We start from the raw sequence: 24,096 nt of genomic DNA on the forward strand, positions 1-24,096 counted from the left end.
GGCCGCCCTCTGGTCAGGAGTGGGACAGCTGCCCGGAGCCGCCCCGTCGGCGTATCCGCTCCTGCTCCCGCAGGGCGGCCCGCTCCTGACGCCGGCTGGCTCGGCGCTCGCGGCGCAGTGACCGGGCCGTGCTGCTCGGCTCGGAGACCACTCCGTTGCGCTGGCTCCACACCTGGCGGGTCACCCACACGTCGACCACGGCCCACGTGGCCACCACCGTGCTGACCACGCTGCTGATGACCATCGGGAACGCCAGCCAGGACCCGGCCAGCGTGCACAGGAACGCCACCATGGCCTGGATCAGCGTCACCGCGATGATCAGCACCGCCCGCACCGCCGCCGTACGCACCGGGTCGGGCATCCGGCGCCTGCGCGCCGGTTCCTCGATCCACAGCTGCCGGTGATACGGCTGCTCCTGACCGTCGGTTGCCTCCCCGGCAGGCCCATGCGCCGGAATGTCGCGATCCGGCGCCTCGTGCTCCCGCCGCGCCGCCGAGCGCACCGCCACGCTCTTCTCGGACGCCCCGCGCCGCTCCGCCGTGCCCATCACCGTGTCACTCCCCACCGCCGGCACACCGCTCGCCCCGGTGTCCGCGGACACCGACTCCCCAGTGGCTGCCCGGCTTGCGCTGTTTTACGCCGCCGGGGTGCGGGTTGCGGCTCCTGTGGCCGATTCCGCCCCCATTTCCCGTAGAGAAAGACGAACAACCACCCTCGAAGATTCCCCACTTGCGAAAAATTCCAGCCAACTGACTGTCCGTACAGCTCGGCCCGTCCCGTCACGGGCACCCGGATCCCGGGCGCAATCTCCCCCAATGCCCGGACAACTCGCCATGTCTCGCCGCCGGTGCGGAACTTCACCCTCCGGACATGTCTTCGAGATACCTGTGGGGCGGTAGTAGGCTCGCGCACGTTTGCTGACGGACATATGTACCCCCGACCGGCGGGGGTCGAGCTGGGGGAGGCCATGCGCTTTCGCGGGAAGTCGATCCGCCGGAAGATCGTGGCGCTGCTTCTCGTGCCGCTGGTGTCCCTGACTGCCATCTGGGGCTTCGCCACGGTGCTCACAGGGCGTGAGGTCACCCGGCTCTTCCAGGTGTCCGACATCGTCCAGAACGTCGCCTATCCCACCGAGGACACCGTCCGCGGCCTGCAGCAGGAACGCCGCCAGACCCTCGTCTACCTCGCCGACCCGCGCGCGGCCGACGCCCTCACGGCGCTGCACCGCACCCGCACCGCCACCGACCGGGCCGTCGCCGAGATCCGCAGGAACGCCAAGGACCACGACGTCCGCGACGCCATGGACGCGGACGACGACGAGCGCCTCACCACCGTCCTGGACGCCTTCGACAGCCTCGACTCCCTGCGCCGCAGCGTCGAGCAGCGCACGGTCGACCGCGCCCAGGCCCTCGACCGCTACAACCGGCTCGTCGACCCCTGCTACACCCTGCTGGACGCCCTCGGCGGCATCGACGACGTCGACATGGACAAGCAGGCCAGGGCCCTGGTCAACGTGAACCGCGCCCGCGAACTGCTCTCCCGCGAGGACGCCCTGCTCGGCTCGGCGCTGGTGGTCGGCAGGCTCTCCCACGACGAGAGCCGCGACATCTCCGACCTCGTCGCCCAGCGCACCCTCCTGTACGACATCAGCCTGCCGCTGCTGCCCGCCTCGGAGCGCGAACGGTACGAACGCTTCTGGAAGAGCGCCACCACCGCCCCGCTGCGCGCGGCCGAACAGACCGCCATCGGCACGAATTCCGGAGCCCCGCGCGGTGTCACGGCGCAGAGCTGGGACTCGACCGCGGCGAGCGTCCTCGGCGAACTCGGCACCCTGGACGACCAGGTCGGCGACCGCTTCCAGGACCGCACGGAGCCGGTGGCCATGGGCGTGATCGTGCAGGCGGCCGTCGCCGGCGTCCTCGGCCTCGTCGCCCTCCTGCTCTCGATCGTCCTGTCCGTGCGCGTCGGCCGCAGTCTCATCCGCGACCTGCGGCAGCTGCGCCTGGAGGCGCACGAGGCGTCCGGTGTGCGGCTGCCCAGCGTGATGCGCAGACTCTCCGCCGGGGAGCAGGTCGACGTCGAGACCGAGGTGCCCCGGCTGGAGTACGACAAGAACGAGATCGGCGAAGTCGGCCAGGCCCTCAACACCCTCCAGCGCGCAGCCGTCGAGGCCGCCGTCAAACAGGCCGAACTGCGGGCCGGTGTCTCCGAGGTCTTCGTCAACCTCGCCCGCCGCAGCCAGGTCCTCCTGCACAAGCAGCTCACCCTGCTCGACACCATGGAGCGCAGGACCGAGGACACCGACGAACTCGCCGACCTGTTCCGCCTGGACCACCTCACCACCCGTATGCGCCGGCACGCCGAGGGCCTGGTGATCCTCTCCGGCGCCGCGCCGTCGCGGCAGTGGCGCCGCCCGGTGCAGCTGATGGACATCGTCCGGGCCGCCGTCGCCGAGGTCGAGGACTACGAGCGCATCGAGGTGCGGCGGCTGGCACGGGTCGCGGTCACCGGTCCCGCCGTCGCCGACGTCACCCACCTCGTGGCCGAACTCCTGGAGAACGCCACCGTCTTCTCGCCGCCGCACACCGCCGTCCAGGTCCTCGGCGAGCGGGTTGCCAACGGCTTCACCCTGGAGATCCACGACCGCGGACTCGGCATGACGGCCGAGGCGCTGCTCGACGCCAACCTCCGGCTCGCCGAGACCCCCGAGTTCGAACTCTCGGACACGGACCGGCTCGGCCTGTTCGTGGTCAGCCGTCTCGCTCAGCGCCAGAACGTCCGCGTCTCCCTGCAGCCGTCCCCCTACGGCGGCACCACCGCCGTCGTGTTCGTCCCCGACGCGCTGCTGACCGACGACGTCCCGGACACCAACGGCATCGGCTTCCGCCTCGACCGCCCCTCGAAGGAAGCCGAGCCGGCGGCGAGCCTCACCCCCGCCCGGTTGCAGGCCCCGGTGCAGCTGCCCGGCCTGCCGACCTCCCTGCTGGACGGCCCCGTCGAGCTGGAGGCTCCCGTGGACCTGGACGCCATCGACGACTTCCCGGGTGCCCTGACCGACGAGGAGAGCGAGCGCGGCGGCCTGTTCCGCCCCCGCCGCCCCCGCGGCCGTGCCGAGGACGAGGGGGCCTCCCGGCTGATCGAGCCCCATCAGCCCGCCTCCCCGCGCGCTGACGACACCCCGGCCGCCGACCGCTCCGGCGGACCCGTACCGCTGCCCCGGCGCCAGACGCCGAAGCTGGTCAGCTCACACGGCAGGCCCGTCACCGAGCAACGGTCCCGCCGCGGCGAACCGGACGAGCAGCCCGCCGCCGGCCCGCGCCGTCCTGACACCGGGGGACTGGCTCCCCTGCCCGCCCGCCGCCGCGGTGAGGCCGCCCGGCGCACCGGACTCGCCGACCGCGTCGACGAGCGCACGGCCACCGCGGCCGGCGGTGGGAACCAGACCTCCCAGGCCCCGGCGCTGCCCAGACGGACCCGGCCCGCGGCGCCCGCCTCCGGCGGCGGCCGGGACGACGGCGTCCCGCCCACCGGCGGCCCGGCCTCCGGGCCGTTGCCCCGGCGCGTACGACAGGCCAACCTGGCCCCGCAGCTGAAGCAGGAAGCCGAACGGCGCCCGGAACCCGCGGCGCAGCCCGCCGACCGCGACGCCGACGAGGTCCGCAGCCGGATGGCCTCGCTCCAGCGGGGCTGGCAGCGTGGCCGTGAGGAGAATGCCGCGGGCGACGCCCGGAACGGCACAGCACAAGGAACGACTAAGGGGGACGGTCGATGACCGCACCGAAGGCCACCGGCCACACGGAGACCAACAAGGGCGAGCTGAACTGGCTCCTGGACGAGCTCGTCGACCGGGTCGCCAGCATCCGCAAGGCCGTCGTGCTCTCCGGCGACGGTCTGCCCACGGGCGTGTCCAAGGACCTGACCAGGGAGGACAGCGAGCACCTGGCCGCGGTCGCGTCCGGCTTCCACAGCCTCGCCAAGGGCGTGGGCCGGCACTTCGAGGCGGGCAGCGTCCGGCAGACCGTGGTCGAGCTCGACGACGCCTTCCTGTTCGTCACCGCCGCCGGGGACGGCAGCTGCCTCGCGGTCCTCTCGGACGCCGACTCCGACGTCGGTCAGGTCGCCTACGAGATGACGCTGCTGGTCAAGCGGGTCGGTGTACATCTGGGCGCCGCTCCGCGCACCGATCTGCCCGCAGGCGGGTAGTGGGATGACATGAGCGTAGACGGTCAGGGAAGAAGCCACTGGTTCGACGACGAGGCCGGACCGGTCGTCCGTCCGTACGCCATGACGCGCGGCCGCACCACCAGTCCGGCCCAGCACCGCCTCGATCTGATCGCGGTGGTCGTCACCGAATCCGACGCCGGGGACCCGGAGACGGACCCGACGCTCTCCCCGGAGCACGTGGAGATCGTCGGGCTCTGCCGCACGGCACCGCAGTCGCTCGCGGAACTCGCCGCGGAGCTCGACCTGCCCATCGGGGTGGTCCGCGTCCTCATCGGGGACCTCGTGCACGCGGAACTCGTCCATGTGACGCGTCCGGTGCCCCCGGCGGAGCTGCCGGACGAGAGTATTCTGCGCGACGTGATCAACGGCCTCCGGGCGCTGTGACCGGCGCGGAAGCGGGGTAGTGACGTGACAGGCTGGCAGTTCTGGGTCGACCGAGGCGGCACCTTCACCGACATCGTCGCGCGTCGCCCGGACGGCCGCCTGCTCACGCACAAACTGCTCTCCGACAACCCCGCCCGATACGCGGACGCGGCCGTCGCCGGCGTACGCGAACTGCTCGACGGCGCCCCGGAGCCCATCGACGCCGTCCGCATGGGCACCACGGTCGCCACCAACGCCCTGCTGGAACGCAAGGGCGAACGCACCCTCCTGGTGATCACCCGAGGCTTCCGCGACGCCCTGCGCATCGCCTACCAGAACCGCCCCAGCATCTTCGCCCGCCGCATCGAACTGCCCGAGCTGCTCTACGAACGCGTGATCGAGGCCGACGAGCGCATCGCCGCCGACGGCACCGTCCTGCGAGCCCCCGACCTCGACGCCCTCGCGGGCCCCCTCCAGCAGGCGTACGACGACGGGATCCGCGCGGTCGCCGTCGTCTGCCTCCACAGCCACCACCACCCCGCCCACGAACACGCCATCGGCGACCTCGCCGCCCGCACCGGCTTCCCGCAGATCTCGCTGTCCAGTGAGACCAGCCCCCTGATGAAGCTCGTCCCGCGCGGGGACACCGCCGTCGTCGACGCCTACCTCTCGCCCGTGCTGCACCGCTACGTCCGGCACGTCGCCGACGAACTCCGTGGCGTGCGGCTGATGTTCATGCAGTCCAACGGCGGGCTCACCGAGGCGGGGCAGTTCCGCGGCAAGGACGCCATCCTCTCCGGGCCGGCCGGCGGCATCGTCGGCATGGCCCGGATGTCGCAGCGGGCCGGCTTCGACCGCGTCATCGGCTTCGACATGGGCGGCACCTCCACCGACGTCTCGCACTTCGCCGGCGAGTACGAGCGCGTCTTCACCACCCAGATCGCGGGCGTCCGGCTGCGCGCCCCCATGCTGGACATCCACACCGTCGCCGCGGGCGGCGGCTCCGTGCTCCACTTCGACGGCTCCCGCTACCGCGTCGGCCCCGACTCGGCCGGCGCCGACCCCGGCCCCGCCTGCTACCGCGCCGGCGGCCCGCTCGCCGTCACCGACGCCAACGTGATGCTCGGCCGCATCCAGCCCGCCCACTTCCCCACGGTGTTCGGCCCGGACGGCGACCAGCCGCTGGACGCGGCCCTGGTCCGCGAACGCTTCACCGCCCTCGCGCGCGAGATCCGTGAGCGGACCGGTGACGACCGCACCCCCGAGCAGGTGGCCGAGGGCTACCTGCAGATCGCCGTCGCCAACATCGCCAACGCCGTGAAGCGGATCTCCGTCCAAAAGGGCCATGACGTCACCCGCTACGCCCTCACCACCTTCGGTGGCGCGGGCGGACAGCACGCGTGCAGCGTCGCGGACTCGCTCGGCATCCGCACCGTCCTCGTGCCCCCCATGGCCGGTCTCCTCTCCGCCCTCGGCATCGGCCTCGCCGACACCACGGCCATGCGCGAACAGTCCGTCGAGGCCCCCCTGGAGGCCGCCTCCATGCCCGGCATCCGCAAGACGGCCGACGGCCTGGAGGCCGCCGCGCGCGCCGAACTCCTCGCCGAGGACGTCCCGGAGGACCGCGTCGAGGTCACCCGCCGCGCCCAACTGCGCTACGACGGCACGGACACCACCCTCACCGTCGCGCTCACCGGGCCCGACACCATGAGTCACGCCTTCGAAGAACGTCATCGCGCCACGTACTCCTTCACCCTCGACCGCCCGATCGTCGTCGAAGCCCTCTCCGTCGAAGCCACCGGCATCACCGCACCCCCCGACCTCTCCGCCCTCGCCCCGTACGAAGGCCGCCCCGCCGCCCCCGAGACCGTCCGCCTCCACACCGGCGGCGCCTGGCGCGACGTACCCCTCCACCGCCGGGAGGCCCTTCCGCCCGGCGAGACCGTCACCGGACCCGCGGTCATCACCGAGGCCGGCGCCACGACCGTCGTCGACGACGGCTGGCGGGCCGCTGCGACCGACGACGGGCATCTGCTCATGGAACGCGCGACGATTACGCAGAGTTCCGAACTCGACACAAAAGCCGACCCGGTTCTGCTTGAGGTCTTCAACAATCTCTTCATGTCGATCGCCGAACAGATGGGCGCCCGGCTGGAGTCCACGGCCCAGTCCGTCAACATCAAGGAGCGTCTGGACTTCTCCTGCGCCCTGTTCGACCCGGACGGAAACCTGGTGGCCAACGCGCCCCACATCCCCGTCCACCTGGGCTCCATGGGCACCAGCGTCAAGGAGGTCATCCGCCGCCGCGGCACGTCGATGCGACCCGGCGACACCTACGCCGTCAACGACCCGTACCACGGCGGCACCCACCTGCCCGACGTCACCGTGATCACCCCGGTCTTCGACACCGACTCCGCGACGGCCACGGAGAGTGAGCCGAAGATCCTCTTCTACGTCGCCTCCCGCGGCCACCACGCCGAGATCGGCGGCATCGCCCCCGGCTCCATGCCCGCCCACAGCAGGACCATCGAGGAGGAGGGCGTCCTCTTCGACAACTGGCTGCTCGCCGAGAACGGCCGCTTCCGCGAGGAGGAGACCCACCGCCTGCTCACCGAGGCGCCCCACCCCTCCCGCAACGTCCGCACCAACCTCGCCGACCTGCGCGCCCAGATCGCCGCCAACCGCAAGGGCGTCGACGAAGTCCGCCGCATGATCGAGGAGTTCGGCCTAGACGTCGTACAGGCCTACATGCGGCACGTCCAGGACAACGCGGAGGAGGCGGTCCGCCGGGTCATCGACGCCCTGGACGACGGCGAGTACGCCTATGAGACGGACTCCGGCGCCGTCATCCGCGTCCGCGTGCGCGTCGACCGTGCAGAGCGCCGCGCCACCATCGACTTCACCGGCACCTCCGCACAGCTCGCCACCAACTTCAACGCCCCCTTCTCGGTGGTCAACGCGGCCGTCCTGTACGTCTTCCGCACCCTGGTCGCCGACGACATCCCGCTCAACGACGGCTGTCTGCGCCCCCTGGACATCGTCGTACCTCCCGGCTCGATGCTCGCCCCCGAGCCGCCCGCCGCCGTCGTCGCGGGCAACGTCGAGACCTCCCAGGCGATCACCGGTGCCCTGTACGCCGCGCTGGGTGTCCAGGCCGAGGGCTCCGGGACCATGAACAACGTGACCTTCGGCAACGAACGCCACCAGTACTACGAGACGGTCGCCTCCGGATCCGGTGCCGGCGACGGCTTCCCCGGCGCGGACGTCGTACAGACGCACATGACCAACTCGCGGCTCACCGACCCCGAAGTGCTGGAATGGCGGCTACCCGTCAGGCTCGAGGAGTTCGCCGTCCGGCGGGGGAGCGGCGGCGCCGGACGCCGGCGCGGTGGGGACGGTGCGGTGCGCCGCATCCGCTTCCTCGAACCCATGACCGTCTCCACGCTCTCCCAGCACCGCCGTGTGCCGCCGTACGGCATGGCGGGCGGCGAGCCCGGCGCGCTCGGCGCCAACCGGGTGGAGCGGGCCGACGGCACGGTCACCGAACTCGGCGGAAGCGGATCGGCGGACGTCGGTCCCGGCGACGTACTCGTCATCGAAACCCCCGGTGGCGGCGGCTACGGCCGACCGTCGCCCGACCACCATCAAGCAGGAGAAGAGATCGATGATCCTCGGGCGTACTGAACGCGGCATGCCCCCGGTCGAGCCCGTCACGCTCAAGATCCTGGTGGCCGGCGGCTTCGGCGTGGGCAAGACGACCCTTGTCGGCGCGGTCAGCGAGATCAGGCCGCTGCGCACCGAGGAGTCGCTGACCGAGGCCGGGCGCCCGGTCGACGACGTCAGCGGCGTGGAGGGCAAGCACACAACCACCGTGGCCATGGACTTCGGCCGCATCACCCTGCGCGAGGACCTCGTGCTGTACCTGTTCGGAACGCCCGGGCAGGAACGGTTCTGGTTCATGTGGGACGAGCTGTCCGAGGGTGCGCTCGGCGCCGTGGTCCTCGCCGACACGCGCCGCCTCGAAGACTGCTTCGCCGCCGTCGACTACTTCGAGCGGCGCGGCATACCCTTCGTCGTCGGCGTCAACTGCTTCGAGGGCGCTGCCCGCTACCCCGCAGACGCCGTCCGTCAGGCCCTCGACCTGGACGACGACGTGCCCGTCCTGCTGACCGACGCCCGCGACCGGGAGTCGGTCAAGGAGGTCCTCATCGGGGTCGTCCAGCATGCGATGGAGTACGCGGCCGAACGCCGCCAGGCCCTCACCACCTGAGCCACGGCACGGCCCGTACCCCCGCCGACCGGGGTACGGGCCGTGGTTCCTGGGCGGGGCCGCACGCGCGCGTGGCGCGCGCGACTCCTAGGCTTCGTCGTCCTCCAGCCAGCCGAGGCTCTTCTCCACCGCCTTGCGCCAGTTGCGGTACTCGCGGTCACGCGCCGACGCCTCCATCGTCGGCGTCCACTCCGCGTCCTTCTGCCAGTGCGACTTCAGCTCGTCCAGGTCGTTCCACACGCCTGTTGCCAGGCCGGCCGCGTAGGCGGCGCCCAGGCAGGTGGTCTCGGAGACCCGGGGCCGGATCACCGGCACGCCGAGCACGTCCGCCTGGTGCTGCATGAGCAGGTTGTTCTTCGTCATGCCGCCGTCGACCTTCAGGGTCGTGATCCGCACCCCGGAGTCCTGGTACATGGCGTCCACGACCTCCCTCGTCTGCCAGCTCGTCGCCTCCAGCACCGCGCGCGCCAGATGGGCCTTGGTGACGTACCGGGTCAGCCCGGTGACGACCCCGCGCGCGTCGGAGCGCCAGTAGGGAGCGAACAGCCCCGAGAAGGCGGGCACGATGTAGGCGCCGCCGTTGTCCTCGACGCTCGCCGCCAGCGTCTCGATCTCGTCTGCGCTGCGGATGATGCCGAGCTGGTCGCGGAACCACTGGACCAGCGCACCCGTTATCGCTATGGACCCCTCCAGGCAGTACACCGGCGCCTCACCGCCGATCTTGTAGCCCATCGTGGTCAGCAGCCCGCTCTTGGACGGCACCGGCCGGTCACCGGTGTTGAGCAGCAGGAAGCTGCCGGTGCCGTAGGTGTTCTTCGCGGTGCCGACGTCGTAGCAGGCCTGCCCGAACACGGCGGCCTGCTGGTCGCCCAGCGCCGAGGCCACGGGCACACCGGCGAGCTGGCCGACGGCGGTGCCGTACACCTCGGCGGACGACCTGATCTCGGGCAGGACCGCTTCGGGGACGTTCATCGCGGAGAGGATGGCGGGATCCCACTGGAGAGTCTCCAGGTTCATCAGCATGGTGCGGCCGGCGTTCGTGACGTCGGTGACGTGCCGGCCGCCGTCCGTGCCGCCGGTGAGGTTCCAGATCAGCCAGGAGTCGATGGTGCCGAAGGCGATCTCGCCGCGTTCGGCGCGGTCCCTGAGGCCCGGCACGTTGTCCAGCAGCCAGGCCGCCTTGGGCCCGGAGAAGTAGCTGGCCAGCGGCAGTCCGGTCTGGTCGCGGAAGCGGTCCTGGCCGTCGGCGCCGCCCAGTTCGTTGCACAGCGCCGCGGTACGGGTGTCCTGCCAGACGATCGCGTTGTGCACGGGCTTGCCCGTGGCGCGGTCCCACAGCACCGTGGTCTCCCGCTGGTTCGTGATGCCGAGGGCGCTCAACCGGTCGGCGCGCAGCCCGGCCTTGGCGAGCGCCCCCGCCACCACGGCCTGCACCTTGGACCAGATCTCGGTGGCGTCGTGTTCCACCCAGCCCGGCTTGGGGAAGATCTGGCGGTGCTCGCGCTGGTCCACGGCGACGATCGCGCCGCCGTGGTCGAAGATGATGCAGCGGCTGGACGTGGTGCCCTGGTCGATGGCGGCGACGTACTTCTCGGCGGAATCCGTCATGGCTGTCCCTGGGTCGCTGGGTCGGGTCGCTGGGTCAGAAGGCCACGTTGTAGACGAGGCCCGCGAGTGCCCCGCCGATCAGCGGGCCGACGACCGGGATCCATGCGTAACCCCAGTCGGACGTGCCCTTGTTCGGGATCGGCAGGAAGGTGTGCATGATGCGTGGGCCGAGGTCACGTGCCGGATTGATGGCGTATCCGGTCGGCCCGCCGAGGGAGAGTCCGATGCCCACGACGAGCAGCGAGACGACCAGCACCGTGACGCCGGACTCGCCGAGCCCCTTCGTCAGCCCGAAGGCGAGGATCGGCAGCACGAGGGCCATCGTCGCGATGATCTCGGTGATGAGGTTGGCGATCGGGTTCCGGATCTCCGGGATGGTCGAGAAGATGCCGAGCGTCGCCACGGGCTCGTCGGCGCTCCCCTCGGCCGTGCCCTCCTTGCGGACGTTGGCCTGGAACTGCGCGAGATACACCAGGTAGGCGAGGACGGCGCCCAGCATCGCGCCGACGATCTGGCCGAGCAGATAGATCCAGACCTTGCCCCACTTGCCCGTGTCCACGGCGATGCCGATGGTGACCGCGGGATTGAGCTGGCCGCCGGAGAGGGGAGCGGCGGTGTACGCGCCCGCGAGCACGCCGAATCCCCAGCCGAACGCGATGACGACCCAGCCGGACGCGCGTGCCTTGGAGTGTCTGAGAGTGACGGCGGCGCAGACTCCGGCACCGAACAGGATCAGGATCGCGGTGCCGATGACTTCGCCGATGAAAATGTCTCCGTTGCTCATGGCGGCTCCCTTGGCGCCGGTCCGGGGCGAGCGCCCCGGCCCTCCGTGCAGGAACGGTTCCCTTGGCGACTTCAGCCGAAGGCAGGGAGGGCCCCGTGCCCCGCCCGGCGTCCGTGACGAGCGTGCCTTCGCAGCCGGATCGCCTCTGGAGGAGGGGTCGCAGAGCAGCACAAGGCCCGTGGCGCAGTGCCTGATTACGCCGAGAATGTACGGCGATGTCGACTGACACCCGGAAGTGTTCACCGGCACCACGAGACCGTCAAGGTTGCTGACGGCAACGGTGACAGCGGTTTCCCGGGAACGGCAGCCGACCGCTTCCTTCCCGCAGGTGGGCACTCAACGGCCGTATACGGCAGCTCCGTTCATCCGAGGGGCTCGACCGCCGCGTAACCCGCCTGGGCCGGGGCCGCTCCGGTACCGCGCCGGATCTCGTGTCCGGGCAGCCCCGCGCGCGCGAGCACCCAGCTGGTCCCGCGCAGCGCCTTCGCCGCCTTCTTCAGCGGAGCGAGATGGGCGGCGGCCTGCCGGTGGTCGGACACGCTGCCGGGCAGGCACACGACGGTCGCCAGGGACAGCGTGACGCGGCGCCCGCCCGCCGACCAGGGTGCGTCGAGTACCCCGGCGACCAGCGGATCGAGCGCCTCCTCCTCGGCGAGCAGCAGGAAGTCGTCGCCGCCGATGTGCCCCACGCGCGCGTCCCGCGCCGCCGCCTGCTCCAGCGCCCGGCCCACCGAGCGGATCAGCTCGTCACCTGCCGCGAACCCGGCACTGTCGTTGACCTGTTTGAAGTGGTCGATGTCCAGCCAGCTGAGCGCGAACGCCCGCCCGTCGCCGATCCGCCGGTCCACCTCACTCGTGATCGCGTCCGAACCGGGCAGCCGGGTCAGCGGATTGAGCCCCGCCGCCTCCTCCACCCGGTTCTCGGCCAGCGCCCGTACGAGGTCCGCGAGCCGTACGACGCCCACGCACCGGCCGCGGTGGTCGACGACCGCCACATCGTCCGAGGTGCGGTCGCGGCCGCCGATCGCCACCACGTCCAGCACCTCCCAGGCGGTGGCGTCGACACCCACCGTGCGCGGCGCGTCGCTCAGCTTGAAGGCCGGCCGGTCCGCGTACAGGGCGTGTCCGTACCGGCCGGACATCGACAGCAGGAAGCGCGACCGGTGCACCGAGCGGACCGGCACCCCGGCCTGGTCCACGAGCAACACCCCGGAGACCTCCGGCGAGCCGGTCAGCAGCGCCCGTACCTGCCCGGCCGAAGCGGTGACCGGCAGGACGGCGGCGGGCCGCACGAACTCCCTCACCGACGGCCCGGGCCGGGGCATGGCCAGGGCACCGGGGGAACGGGGCGGAACGTATACGTCCGCCGCCGGGATCCGGGCCGGCGGCGCGAACAGCTCGCCCTGGGCGAGCTGGGCACCGGCCGCCAGCGCGGCCGCGCACTGCAGCTCGGTCTCCACGCCCTCCACCGCCACCAGCGCGCCCAGCTGCTCGCACAGCGTCCGCATCGCCCGCACTGCGGCCGGCCGGGACAGCAGAGAGCTGTCGAGCTTGACCAGGTCGGGGGAGAGGTCGGTGAGCAGTCTCAGGGGCACGTCCCCGTCCCCGATGCCGTCCGCGCTGATCCGGAACCCCTGCTCGCGCAGCGAGGCCACCGCCTCCAGAAGCGCCCGCTGCGGCACGTGCGTGTAGGGCGGCACGATGTCGAGGGTCACCTCCCACGGCAGCCGCCCCACCGCGCGTACGGCGTCGTGCAGCGGGGTGAGGCCGCCGAGGTCGGCGAGCGTGGCCGCGAACACGTTGACGTGCAGCGGCAGCAGCGTCTCCTTGCGCGTTGCCGCCCGAAGCGCCAACACGGCCAGCCTGCCGTCCAGTTCGGGGTCACGACGGGCCTCGGCCAGGATGTCGCCGGTCTCCGGGCGTGCGAGTATCTCCAGTGCGGCGACCGCGCCCGTCCTCAGGTTGACCACTGGCTGGAAGGCGAAGCGGAGAGTATCCGTCCAGGAGTGCACGGGAGCATGATTGCGCTGCCCGCGTACGCCCAGGGGCAGTTCATGAGACGTTCACGCAGGATTCCGGGGTGGTCACACAGCGTGGTAGATCTCATGCGTCTCTCCCGTCACGCGACGCCCGGGCGGGGCTCCGCTCAGCGCGTCAGGACCACTGATGATCCGTGCCCGAACAGCCCCTGGTTCGCCGTGATCCCGACGCGCGCCCCGGCGATCTGCCGGTCGCCCGCTGCCTCCCTCAACTGCCAGGTCACCTCGCAGACCTGGGCGATGGCCTGGGCCGGTACCGCCTCACCGAAGGAGGCGAGCCCGCCACTGGTGTTGACGGGTATGCGGCCGCCCGGGGCCGTCACGCCCTCCCGCAGGAGTTTGGCGCCCTCGCCCTCGCCGCACAGTCCCAGATCCTCGTACCACTGCAGTTCCAGCGCGGTCGACAGGTCGTACACCTCGGCCAGGGACAGGTCCTCGGGGCCGATGCCCGCCTCCTCGTAGGCGGTTCGGGCGATGGACGCCCGGAAGGTCTCGTCCGGGGCCGGCACCGCGACGGCGGAGTCCGTGGCGATGTCCGGCAGGTCCAGCACCGTGTTCGGGAACCGCGGGGTCACCGTCGACACGGCCCGGATCCGCACCGGCCGCGCCGCACCGTGCCGCCGCGCGAAGTCCAGGCTGGACAGCACCAGCGCCGCCCCGCCGTCGGAGGTCGCGCAGATGTCGAGCAGCCGCAGCGGATCGGCGACCACGGCGGAGGCGGCCACCTCCTCCGCGGTGATCCGCTTGCGGTAGCGCGCGTACGGGTTGAGCGCCCCGAGGGCCGCGTTCTTCACCTTGACCAGCGCGAAGTCCTCCGGGGTGTCACCGTGCACCGCCATCCGACGGCGCGCGTACAGCCCGAAGTACGTCGGGTTGGTCGCACCCAGCAGGCGGAAGCGCAGCCAGTCCGGATCGTCGGGCCGGTCCCCGCCTGCCGGCCGGAAGAACCCCTTGGGCGCGGCGTCCGCCCCCACCACGAGCACGACGTGCGCGAGCCCGGCGAGGATCTGCGCCCGCGCCGTCGCGATCGCCTGCGCGCCGGAGGCGCACGCCGCGTACACACTGGCGACCCGGGCTCCCTGCCAGCCCAGGGCCTTGGCGAACGTCGCCCCCGCCACATATCCGGGATATCCGCCACGCACCGTGTCCGCGCCCACGATCGAGCCGACATCCGGCCAGTCGAGACCGGCGTCGGCGAGGGCCGCGCGGGCCGCCGCCGTCCCGTACTCGACGAAGCTGCGCCCCCACTTGCCCCAGGGATGCATGCCCACGCCGAGCACCGCCACGTCCGCCGTCATGCCGTCACCCCCGTCGGCCGCCACTGCCAGATCGTCCAGGTCGTCTCCGCGCCCTCGTCGAGGACCCCGGGGACGACCTCCACCTCCATGCCCACCGTCAGATCGGCGACGGTGACCCCGGGAACCGCCTGTCCCAGCACCACGATCCGCTCGGACTCCAGCTCCACCGCGATCAACGCGTACGGCTTCCACGGAAGTTCCGGATTGCTCACATAGGGTGACGGAGGGCGGTAACGACTGTCCGTGTACGACCAGATATGACCCGTTCGTGACAGCGGGACCTCCTCCAAGGATGCGCCGCCCGTGCAGTGCGGATTGCGGCAGTGGACGTCCTCGCGCGGAAAGAAGACCGAAGCACAGGACGTGCAACGGGTGCCCAGGAGCCGGAAGTCGTCCCCCTCGCCGGTGAACCAGTCGGAGACCGCGGGTGTGCGTGTACGCGTCAATGTTCCTCCCGGCGCAGTTATCTGACGATGCGTCAGGAGTCTGCCACGGGCATCTGGAAATGGGCAGACGTCCCGGCGAACCGGACGGCCCCTTCCGGCGTCGTGGTATCAGGAGGGGCGGCCGGGGCCGACGGGGGTGGTCCCGGACGCCCCTCCGGACCCAGCCGCCGCACTGCTCGCTGCTGACGGAACACGTCCTTCCTCTGATCGGATACAGTCCGCGCGTGTCCGAAATTCAGCACCCGATTGCCAACTCCGCTCCGGACTCCCACTGTTCGAGCTGCGGAGCGTCCTACGGAGAGGGCGTTTCCGGTTGGCCGCGCACCTGCCCGTCCTGCGGGACCGTCGCCTATCGCAATCCCCTGCCGGTCGCGATCGCGCTCCAGCCCGTGTACGACACCAAGGGCACCGCCCTGGTCGTCATCACCCGCACCATCGCCCCCGCGCGCGGAGGCACGGCACTGCCCGGCGGCTACATCGACGACCGGGAGGACTGGAGGCACGCCGTCGTCCGCGAGCTCAAGGAGGAGACGGGTATCGACGCGGCCGTCCGCGACGTGCGCCTCGTGGACGCCATGAGCTCGCCCGACGGGCATCTGCTGCTGTTCGGACTCCTCCCGGAACGCCCGGCCGAAGGACTGCCGCCCTCCGACGCCACGGACGAGACCGAGGGCTGGCACCTGCTGCGCAGGCCCGAGGAACTAGCCTTCCCGCTGCACACCGCGGCCGTGCGGGCATGGTTCGAGGGCCGCTACATCTGAGCGGACCGATCAGCCGAGTCCCCGAATGCGCACCGGGTGGGACGGCTCACCGGCGCCGTCCTCCCGCTCCCGGGTGACGACCACCCGCCGGCCCTGCCAGCGGGCGGTGTACCGCTCCACTTCCGGCTCGTCCCACCCGTCGCCCGCGTCCGGCACGACCAGTCCGCCCCCGGTCCGTCCCCGGGCGGGCGCCCAGACCTCCAGCTCGAGCCCGCCGTCCTCGCCACGCACGGGAACGACCGCACCCGCGCGCGCGAGCACCGGAATCCGCGACAGCGGCGCGTCGACCAGAACCTGTGCCGGGCCCTCGTACGCCTCCTCCGTCACCGTGTCGTACCAGCGGCCTCGCGGCAGCTGCACCGCGCGCCGGTCCGCCCCCGGGTCCAGCACGGGCGCCACCAGGATGCTGTCGCCCAGCAGGAACGCGTCCTCGCAGTCGCGCAACGCGCGGTCCTCCGGTGCCCCCCACCACAGCGGCCGCACATAGGGCGCGCCGGTGCGCCGGGCCAGGTGGGCCAGCGTCATGAAGTACGGCAGCAGACGCCGGCGTTCGAGCAGCGCCGCGCGCGCGTGCTCCAGCACCTCGGGGCCGAACTCCCAGGGCTCCCTGCGCCCCGCCCGCAGACTCGCGTGCGTACGGAACAGCGGCAGGTACGCGCCGAGCTGGAACCACCGCAGATACAGCTCCGGCGACGGAGACCCGTCGAAGCCGCCGATGTCCGGCCCCGAGTACGGCACGCCGCACAGGCCGAGCCCCAGCACCAGAGACAGGGAAGCCCGCAGCCCCGGCCAGCCCGTCGCCACGTCTCCCGACCACGTTCCCCCGTAGCGGTGCAAACCCGCCCAGCCGGACCGTGAGAACAGGAACGGCCGCTGCTGGGGCGACAGTTCGCGCAGCGCCTCATAGCCCGCTCTGGCCATGCACAGCGCGTACACGTTGTGGGCCTCCCGGTGGTCGCCGCCGCGCCCTTCCAGGGCATGCCGGGCCGAACGCGGGAGCGTCGGCTCACCGAAGGCGTTGAACGACGTCGGCTCGTTCATGTCGTGCCAGAAACCCGCGAAGCCCTGTCCCAGCCGCTCCTCGTAGAGCCCGCCCCACCACTTGCGCACGCGCGCGTGTGTGAAGTCCGGGAAGACCGACTCGCCGGCCCACACCTCACCCCGCACCGTCCGCCCCGAGGCATCCCGCACGAACGCGTCCATCGCCTTCCCGCTGTCGTAGACGGCGTTGCCCGGCGCGGCCTTCACCGCCGGGTCGACGATCGACACCAGCCGTATCCCGTCCCGGCGCAGCTCCTCCGCGAGCCCCGGAAGCTTCGGGAAACGCTCCTGGTCGACGGTGAACACCTGGTGGTCCGCGTAGTGGTCGATGTCCAGGTGGACGGCGTCCAGCGGCAGACCGCGCTCCTGGTAGCCCGCGACGATCCGACGCACCTCCCGCTCGCTGCCGAACCCCCAGCGCGCGTGATGATGGCCGAGCGCCCACGCGGGCGGCAGCGCCGGCGCCCCGGTCAGCGAGGCCCAGGTGTGCAGCACGCGCGCGGGGGTGCCCACCATGACCCAGCCGCGCAGCGGACCGCCGTCCATCCGCAGCTCACAGCGCCCCACGCGGTCGTGCCCGGACCCCGCGCCCTCCTCGCCCTCCCGCAAGGTCACCGTGCCGTCCCACGAAGTGTCGTGGAAGACCAGATGGGCCGCGGCGTCGGCCACCACGAGCTGCACCGGCATGGTCAGGTACAGCGGATCGTCCCCGGGACCGAACGCCCGGCCCTGGTCGGTGTTCCACAGCCGGTACGTGCCGTCCCTCAGTCGTGGACCCGCGGCGCGCCCGCCCAGGCCGAAGAAGCGGGCGTCCGCGGCCACCTCGGACCGCTGCATCCACCGAGCCGCACCTCCGTCGACCGGCTCCCACCAGCGCGGCGGCATGTCCCGCCGCAGCACCACCCCGCCGGGCGTGCACACCTCAAGCGCGCCGTGCCGGGAGACGACGACCGTCACCCGCTCGGCCACCACCCGCCAGCCGCCGTCCTTGTCCGGTTCCAGCACCACCCGTGGATCCGGCTCGGGACAGCTCCCGGCGAGCGCGTACGACGGCTCCGGACCCGCCCCGTCCCAGCCCCAGAAAACGGCCCCGTTCACCGCGACGGTGATCCGCAGCTCGGACCGGCTGAACCGGATCAGACCGCCCCCGGGCCCGGGCTCCACGCCCTGCAGCTGCCCCGGCACCCGCGCGCGCTCGGCGCCGCGCGGCGGCAGCCCCGCGGCATCGATACGCCTCCTACGCCATGCGGCGCGCACGGCACGCAACCCCTGAGCCGCCCTCCCCGAACCGACCACACTCACCGAACGCACCAGGTCACGACCGTCCATGCTGCTCACCCTGCCACTGACCGCCCCACGCGCGCGTGTCGTTCAACTGCCGTTCACCCGTGCCAGGACCACATCTTCACGACACGGACTATGTGGGGCGCACCCTGGTGTAGAAGTCGATCACATGGCATCGTCCCTGTCAGCCGCGTCACGCGCACACCCCAGCTCGTGCGCGGACCGACGCACACGACGCGCACAGCCCGGGAGCCGCCCCAATGTCGACAGCGAACCCCCAGCCGCTCTGGCAGCCTGATCCCGAGCGGATCGCCCAGGCACGCATCACCAAGTTCCAGGCATGGGCCGCCGAGCACCACGGTGCCCCGGCCGAGGGAGGCTACCCGGCACTGCACCGGTGGTCCGTCGAACAGCTGGACACCTTCTGGAAAGCCGTGACGGAGTGGTTCGACGTCCGGTTCTCGACCCCCTACGCGCGCGTGCTCGGCGACCGCTCGATGCCGGGCGCCCAGTGGTTCCCCGGAGCCACCCTCAACTACGCCGAGCACGCCCTGCGCGCCGCCGCGGACCGAGCGGACGAGCCCGCCCTCCTGTGTGTCGACGAGACCCACGAACCGCGCCCGGTGACCTGGTCCGAGCTGCGTCGCCAGGTGGGCTCCCTCGCCGCCGAACTCCGCGACCTCGGCGTCCGCCCCGGCGACCGCGTCAGCGGTTACCTCCCGAACATCCCCCAGGCCGTCGTCGCGTTCCTCGCCACGGCCGCAGTGGGCGGCGTATGGACCTCCTGCGCCCCCGACTTCGGCGCCCGCAGCGTCCTCGACCGCTTCCAGCAGGTCGAACCGGTCGTACTGTTCACCGTCGACGGCTACCGCTACGGCGGCAAGGAACACGACCGCCGCGAGGTCGTCGCCGAGCTGCGCCGTGAGCTGCCCACACTGCGCGCCGTCGTCCACGTCCCGCTCCTCGGCACCGAGGCACCCGAGGGCGCCCTGGAGTGGTCGGCGCTCACGGCCGCCGACACCGAGCCCGTCTTCGAGCAGGTCCCCTTCGACCACCCGCTGTGGGTTCTGTACTCCTCCGGCACGACCGGTCTGCCCAAGGCCATCGTCCAGTCCCAGGGCGGCATCCTCGTCGAGCACCTCAAGCAGCTCGGCCTGCACTGCGACCTCGGCCCCGAGGATCGCTTCTTCTGGTACACCTCGACCGGCTGGATGATGTGGAACTTCCTCGTCTCCGGCCTGCTCACGGGCACGACGATCGTCCTGTACGACGGCAGCCCCGGCTACCCGGACACCGGAGCCCAGTGGCGCATCGCCGAACGCAGCGGAGCCACCCTCTACGGCACCTCGGCCGCCTACGTCATGGCCTGCCGCAAGGCGGGCGTGCACCCCTCCCGCGACTTCGACCTCTCCCGGGTGCAGTGCGTCGCCACCACCGGCTCCCCCCTGCCGCCCGACGGGTTCCGCTGGCTGCACGACGAGGTCCGCGAGGACCTGTGGATCGCCTCCGTCAGCGGCGGCACGGACGTCTGCTCCTGCTTCGCCGGAGCCGTACCGACCGTGCCCGTGTACATCGGCGAACTCCAGGCGCCCGGCCTCGGCACCGACCTGCAGTCCTGGGACCCGAGCGGCAAGCCCCTCGTCGACGAGGTCGGCGAGCTGGTCGTCACCAACCCCATGCCCTCGATGCCCATCCACTTCTGGAACGACCCCGACGGCAGCCGCTACCACGACAGCTACTTCGACACCTACCCGGGCGTCTGGCGCCACGGCGACTGGATCACGCTGACCTCACGCGGCTCCGTGATCATCCACGGCCGCTCCGACTCCACCCTCAACCGGCAGGGCGTGCGCATGGGCTCGGCCGACATCTACGAGGTGGTCGAGCGCCTGCCCGAGATCAAGGAGTCCCTCGTCATCGGCATCGAGCAGCCCGACGGGGGCTACTGGATGCCCCTGTTCGTGCACCTGGTGCCCGGCGTCGTCCTGGACGAGGCACTCCTGAACCGCATCAAGCAGGCCATCCGCGAACAGCTCTCGCCACGCCACGTGCCCGACGAGATCATCGAGGTCCCGGGCATCCCGCACACCCTCACCGGCAAGCGCATCGAGGTCCCGGTCAAGCGCCTTCTCCAGGGCACGCCCCTGGAGAAGGCCGTCAACCCCGGCTCCATCGACAACCTCGGCCTGCTGGGCTTCTACGAGGAACTGGCCCGCAAGCGCGCCTGACCCGCCGGCACCCAGCCGTCCACCGCTGGCCTCGGACTCGCCGAACACGGCAACGAAGTCCGAGGCCAGCTGCGCGTCATCGCCCTGACCTGCGCAGTCCAGCGCCGTCTGGTCCGCGACCACCGCCAGCCGCGCCCGTTGTCAGTGCCGCCGGTTACTGTGAGTGAGTATTGATCGACTGCGCATTGGGGGAAACATGGCGCACACCGACCACCACACCATGCGACGCGTCCTGCGCCGCGAAATCGCCGGCACCATCGGCCTGCTCACCGACGACCACGACTTCCATGCCATGCGGCGCTACCGCAGCTTCGCCTTCGACGACCACACCATCTACCTCGAGCAGGTGGAAGCGCTGCTCAGGAGCCGCGCGGCACAGGGCAACCACACCACACTGGCCCTCTTCGACCCCGAGGAGTACGCCGAATTCTGTGCCGACACCGGTCTCGACCCGGATGCCCCGGCCAGCCGCACCCGCTTCACCGCCGAACTCGCGGCCACCGGCCCCACCATCCCCTACGACGGCAGCCCCCTCGCCACCCTCGTGCCTGCCCTCGTCGACGAGGCCGTACGACAGGCCACCTGGGAGTACGCCACCACCCTCCTGACCCGGCTCGGCCCCTGCCGCACCTGCGGCGAGGACATCGGCCGCGCCGCCTTCACCCGAGCCTCCGACGTCCTCGCCCGCATCCTCGACACCGCCCCGCCCGGAGACCGGCACCTCGTCTGCAGTGTCTCCGGCCCGCCGGAAACACTCGTCTCCGTCCTCCACGCCGACGACAACACCGACGGCACCACCGAACTCGACGAGGCCGAAGCCCTCGAATTCACCAGCGTCCTCGCCCTGGGCCTCGCCACCGACAGCCCCGGCGGACTCGTCATGCGGATCACCGCCGCCGACACGGACGACCGCGTCTACGGCTGGCGGCTCCGCGGCGGCGGACTCGAACCCCTCACCGCGTCCGAGGTCTTCGACGCCTACTGCACCGACGTCGAATCCGGCGACCTCATCTCCCCCGAGCCAGGCGTCGACTACTGCACACCACCCCACCTCGGAGGGGAGAGCACGGCACAGGGACACCGCCACTGAACGCGCCAGGGGCGCCCCACCCGAAGGCGGGACGCCCCTGAACCCGGCACACAACGAGGCCGGCCGGACTACTCGCCGGACAGCACCGCCTGAGCCGCACTGCGCGCCTCGTCGGCACTGTCCGCCGCACGCGCCGCCGCGGCGGCCCGCTCGCACTGGGCCAGCGTGTACTTCGCCAGCGTCGCCCGGACATAAGGAATCGACGCCGCACCCATGGACAGGGAGGTGACACCCAGACCCGTCAGCACACAGGCCAGCAGCGGGTCGGCCGCGGCCTCACCACACACACCGCAACTCTTGCCCTCGGCCTTGGCCGACTCGGCGGACAGCGCGACCAGGTCGAGCAGGGCGGGCTGCCACGGGTCCTGGAGCCGCGACACCGCACCCACCTGCCGGTCCGCCGCGAACGTGTACTGCGCGAGGTCGTTGGTCCCCAGCGACAGGAACTCGACCTCCTGCAGGATCGAACGCGCCCGCAGCGCGGCCGACGGGATCTCCACCATCGCGCCGAACTTGGCCCGCAGCCCCGCCTCCCGGCAGGCGTCCGCGAACGCCTTGGCGTCCGCACGGTCCGCCACCATGGGCGCCATGACCTCAAGGTAGACGGGCAGCCCCTCCGCGGCCCTCGCCAGCGCGGTCAGCTGGGTACGCAGGATCTCGGGGTGGTCCAGCAGCGTCCGCAGACCACGCACGCCCAGCGCCGGGTTCGGCTCGTCGGCGGGCGTCAGGAAGTCCAGCGGCTTGTCGGCGCCCGCGTCCAGCACGCGCACGACCACCCGGCCCTCGGGGAACGCCTCCAGCACCTGCCGGTAGGCCTCCACCTGCTTCTGCTCGGACGGCGCGTTCTTGCTGTCGTCCAGGAACAGGAACTCGGTACGGAACAGGCCCACACCCTCGGCGCCGGCCTCCACGGCCGCCGGCACGTCCGCCGGTCCGCCGACGTTGGCCAGCAGCGGCATCTTGTGCCCGTCGGCCGTGGCACCCGGGCCGGTCGAAGCGGCCAGCGCGGCCTTGCGCTCGGCAGCCGCGGCCTCCAGCTGAGCCTTCTTCTCCTCGCTCGGGTTCACGAAGATGTCGCCGGTGCTGCCGTCGACCGCGATCACCGTGCCCTCGGCCAGCTCACTGGCACCCGGCAGCGCCACGACGGCCGGAACCCCCAGCGCCCGCGCCAGGATCGCGCTGTGACTGGTCGGCCCGCCCTCCTCGGTCACGAAACCGAGCACCAGAGTCGGGTCCAGCAGCGCCGTGTCGGCCGGAGCCAGATCGCGCGCCACGAGTACATAGGGCTCGTCACTGTCCGGGACACCCGGCATGGGGACGCCCAGCAGCCGGGCGACGATACGATTCCGCACGTCGTCGAGGTCGGCCACGCGCCCGGCGAGGTACTCCCCGGCACCGGCCAGCAGCTCGCGGTACGCGGCGAACGCGTCGTACACCGCACGCTCCGCCGTGCTGCCGACGGCGATCCGCCGGTCCACGTCCGCCATCAGCTCGGGGTCCTGCGCCATCATGGCCTGCGCCTCGAGCACGGCCTGGGCTTCGCCCCCCGCCAGATTGCCGCGCGCCATCAGGTCGGCCGCCACAGCGTCCACGGCCTGGCGCGCCCGCCCCTGTTCGCGCTCCGCCTCCTCCGCCGGGATCTGCTTGGCCGGCGGCTCGAGCACTGCCGTGCCCATGTGCCGAACCTCGCCGATCGCCACACCGTGGCTCACGCCGACGCCTCGCAGCGTTGTCTCCATCTCACCCGTCTCCGATAGTGCGGCGGGTCCCGCCGCCGCGGTGGTTGTCCGGTACGCCGTCCTGCGACGGCACTGTCGTCAGTTCCAGGAGAAGAGGCTGTCGCCGGCCTTCACGTCGCCGCCGTCACGGAGGTCGGTGAGGGACTCGGCGCTGGCCTCGAGTGCCACGACGGGGCATACCGGCGACTTGCCGGCGGCCTCGACCGTGGCCGGGTTCCAGCGCACGATGCTCTGACCGCGCGTCACGGTGTCGCCCTTGTCGACGAGCAGCTCGAAGCCCTCGCCGTTGAGCTGGACGGTGTCGATGCCGAGGTGGGTGAGCACGCCGTGCCCGTTCTCGTCGACCACCACGAAGGCGTGCGGGTGCAGGGAAACGATGACGCCGTCCACCGGCGCCACGGCCTCGGAGGGTTCACGCACGGGGTCGATCGCAGTGCCCGGGCCGACCATGGCCCCGGAGAAGACCGGATCCGGCACGGCGGCCAGTCCGATGGCGAGTCCAGCAAGAGGGGACGTCACGGTGGTCATGGGAAGCCTCCCAGGAGTGGAGCTGCGTACGGGCCGTCACTGCCTGTCCCGGACGGCACTGAGCAGCAGCGTATGCCATATGAAGTGGCGGTTCCGGATGGAAGCTACCAGGTAGTGGTCTAGACCACCAGCCCGGTCGATTTGCACGCGCTTCCAGAGCCCGTGTACAGTCGTACTCCTGCTTGAGGGAGAGCGACGCGAAAGCGCCTCCGTTAAGCAGCACCCAAACTCGTCGGATCCTATCTCGGGATCGCCTTCTGCATGCCTGCAGGGTGGTGGTCAGAGAGACGGAAAAACCCTGATAGAGTCGGAAACACCGAAGGGAAGCCCGGAGGAAAGCCCGAGAGGGTGAGTACAAAGGAAGCGACCGTTCCTTGAGAACTCAACAGCGTG

Annotated in this window: 17 protein-coding genes; 8 read left to right on the top strand and 9 right to left on the bottom strand. The window is 71.6% G+C overall.

Going from position 1 to position 24,096, the window contains the following annotated elements; genetic code table 11:
* Positions 1-13 precede the first annotated feature (13 nt).
* Positions 14-547: a hypothetical protein gene (locus tag ACFYZZ_RS32225; RefSeq protein ID WP_389183504.1), complete on the bottom strand. Its 534-nt coding sequence runs from the start codon at positions 545-547 to the stop codon at positions 14-16.
* Between the two features lie 420 nt (positions 548-967).
* Here ACFYZZ_RS32225 and ACFYZZ_RS32230 point away from each other — a divergent pair, with 420 nt between their 5' ends.
* From ACFYZZ_RS32230 to ACFYZZ_RS32250, 5 genes are read left to right on the top strand one after another with little or no spacing between them, the layout of a single operon-like run.
* Complete coding sequence (locus ACFYZZ_RS32230; protein WP_389183444.1) at positions 968-3,772, top strand: nitrate- and nitrite sensing domain-containing protein; 2,805 nt, start codon at positions 968-970, stop codon at positions 3,770-3,772.
* On the top strand, positions 3,769-4,203 hold the full coding sequence (locus tag ACFYZZ_RS32235; protein ID WP_094220789.1) for a roadblock/LC7 domain-containing protein: 435 nt from the start codon (positions 3,769-3,771) through the stop codon (positions 4,201-4,203). Before ACFYZZ_RS32230 ends, ACFYZZ_RS32235 begins: the two co-directional genes overlap by 4 nt.
* A 9-nt stretch (positions 4,204-4,212) precedes the next feature.
* A complete protein-coding gene (locus tag ACFYZZ_RS32240) occupies positions 4,213-4,608 on the top strand; it encodes a DUF742 domain-containing protein (RefSeq protein ID WP_389183447.1) in 396 nt (131 codons plus the stop codon).
* A gap of 24 nt (positions 4,609-4,632) precedes the next feature.
* Positions 4,633-8,271, top strand: coding sequence for a hydantoinase B/oxoprolinase family protein (locus tag ACFYZZ_RS32245; RefSeq protein ID WP_389183450.1), 3,639 nt, complete (start codon positions 4,633-4,635; stop codon positions 8,269-8,271).
* Positions 8,252-8,857 carry an ATP/GTP-binding protein gene (locus ACFYZZ_RS32250; RefSeq protein ID WP_386574985.1) on the top strand — a complete coding sequence of 202 codons (606 nt, stop codon included), beginning with the start codon at positions 8,252-8,254 and terminating at the stop codon, positions 8,855-8,857. The genes ACFYZZ_RS32245 and ACFYZZ_RS32250 overlap by 20 nt, the downstream gene beginning before the upstream one ends.
* Before the next feature lie 87 nt (positions 8,858-8,944).
* Here ACFYZZ_RS32250 and glpK read toward each other — a convergent pair whose 3' ends face one another.
* The 5 genes from glpK to ACFYZZ_RS32275 form a co-directional block, all read right to left on the bottom strand.
* Complete coding sequence (gene glpK / locus ACFYZZ_RS32255) at positions 8,945-10,465, bottom strand: glycerol kinase GlpK (protein WP_389183454.1); 1,521 nt, start codon at positions 10,463-10,465, stop codon at positions 8,945-8,947.
* A gap of 34 nt (positions 10,466-10,499) precedes the next feature.
* Complete coding sequence (locus tag ACFYZZ_RS32260; protein WP_389183457.1) at positions 10,500-11,249, bottom strand: MIP/aquaporin family protein; 750 nt, start codon at positions 11,247-11,249, stop codon at positions 10,500-10,502.
* Positions 11,250-11,611: 362 nt separating this feature from the next.
* Entirely contained in the window at positions 11,612-13,261 is a 1,650-nt protein-coding gene (locus ACFYZZ_RS32265) for an EAL domain-containing protein (protein WP_389183460.1), read from the bottom strand.
* A gap of 134 nt (positions 13,262-13,395) precedes the next feature.
* Positions 13,396-14,586, bottom strand: a complete 1,191-nt coding sequence (locus tag ACFYZZ_RS32270; RefSeq protein WP_389183462.1) for a lipid-transfer protein — start codon at positions 14,584-14,586, stop codon at positions 13,396-13,398.
* Entirely contained in the window at positions 14,583-15,032 is a 450-nt protein-coding gene (locus tag ACFYZZ_RS32275; protein WP_389183465.1) for a Zn-ribbon domain-containing OB-fold protein, read from the bottom strand. The genes ACFYZZ_RS32270 and ACFYZZ_RS32275 overlap by 4 nt, the downstream gene beginning before the upstream one ends.
* A gap of 224 nt (positions 15,033-15,256) precedes the next feature.
* On the opposite strand from ACFYZZ_RS32275, the gene ACFYZZ_RS32280 reads away from it, so the two are divergent.
* Positions 15,257-15,793, top strand: a complete 537-nt coding sequence (locus tag ACFYZZ_RS32280; RefSeq protein WP_389183468.1) for an NUDIX domain-containing protein — start codon at positions 15,257-15,259, stop codon at positions 15,791-15,793.
* Between the two features lie 9 nt (positions 15,794-15,802).
* Here the strand turns inward: ACFYZZ_RS32280 and ACFYZZ_RS32285 are convergent, their stop codons facing one another.
* Complete coding sequence (locus tag ACFYZZ_RS32285; RefSeq protein WP_389183471.1) at positions 15,803-18,163, bottom strand: glycoside hydrolase family 31 protein; 2,361 nt, start codon at positions 18,161-18,163, stop codon at positions 15,803-15,805.
* Between the two features lie 215 nt (positions 18,164-18,378).
* On the opposite strand from ACFYZZ_RS32285, the gene ACFYZZ_RS32290 reads away from it, so the two are divergent.
* Both ACFYZZ_RS32290 and ACFYZZ_RS32295 read left to right on the top strand, forming a co-directional pair.
* Complete coding sequence (locus ACFYZZ_RS32290) at positions 18,379-20,346, top strand: acetoacetate--CoA ligase (protein WP_389183474.1); 1,968 nt, start codon at positions 18,379-18,381, stop codon at positions 20,344-20,346.
* Between the two features lie 196 nt (positions 20,347-20,542).
* Entirely contained in the window at positions 20,543-21,436 is an 894-nt protein-coding gene (locus ACFYZZ_RS32295) for a hypothetical protein (RefSeq protein WP_389183477.1), read from the top strand.
* Positions 21,437-21,504: 68 nt separating this feature from the next.
* Here ACFYZZ_RS32295 and ptsP read toward each other — a convergent pair whose 3' ends face one another.
* Positions 21,505-23,175 carry a phosphoenolpyruvate--protein phosphotransferase gene (ptsP, locus tag ACFYZZ_RS32300; RefSeq protein ID WP_389183480.1) on the bottom strand — a complete coding sequence of 557 codons (1,671 nt, stop codon included), beginning with the start codon at positions 23,173-23,175 and terminating at the stop codon, positions 21,505-21,507.
* A 78-nt stretch (positions 23,176-23,253) separates the two neighbouring features.
* Positions 23,254-23,703, bottom strand: coding sequence for a PTS glucose transporter subunit IIA (locus ACFYZZ_RS32305; protein WP_389183483.1), 450 nt, complete (start codon positions 23,701-23,703; stop codon positions 23,254-23,256).
* Between the last annotated feature and the right edge of the window lie 393 nt (positions 23,704-24,096).

It is taken from the genome of Streptomyces sp. NPDC001816 (assembly GCF_042892235.1).
In the GTDB taxonomy this organism is placed as follows: Bacteria; Actinomycetota; Actinomycetes; order Streptomycetales; family Streptomycetaceae; genus Streptomyces.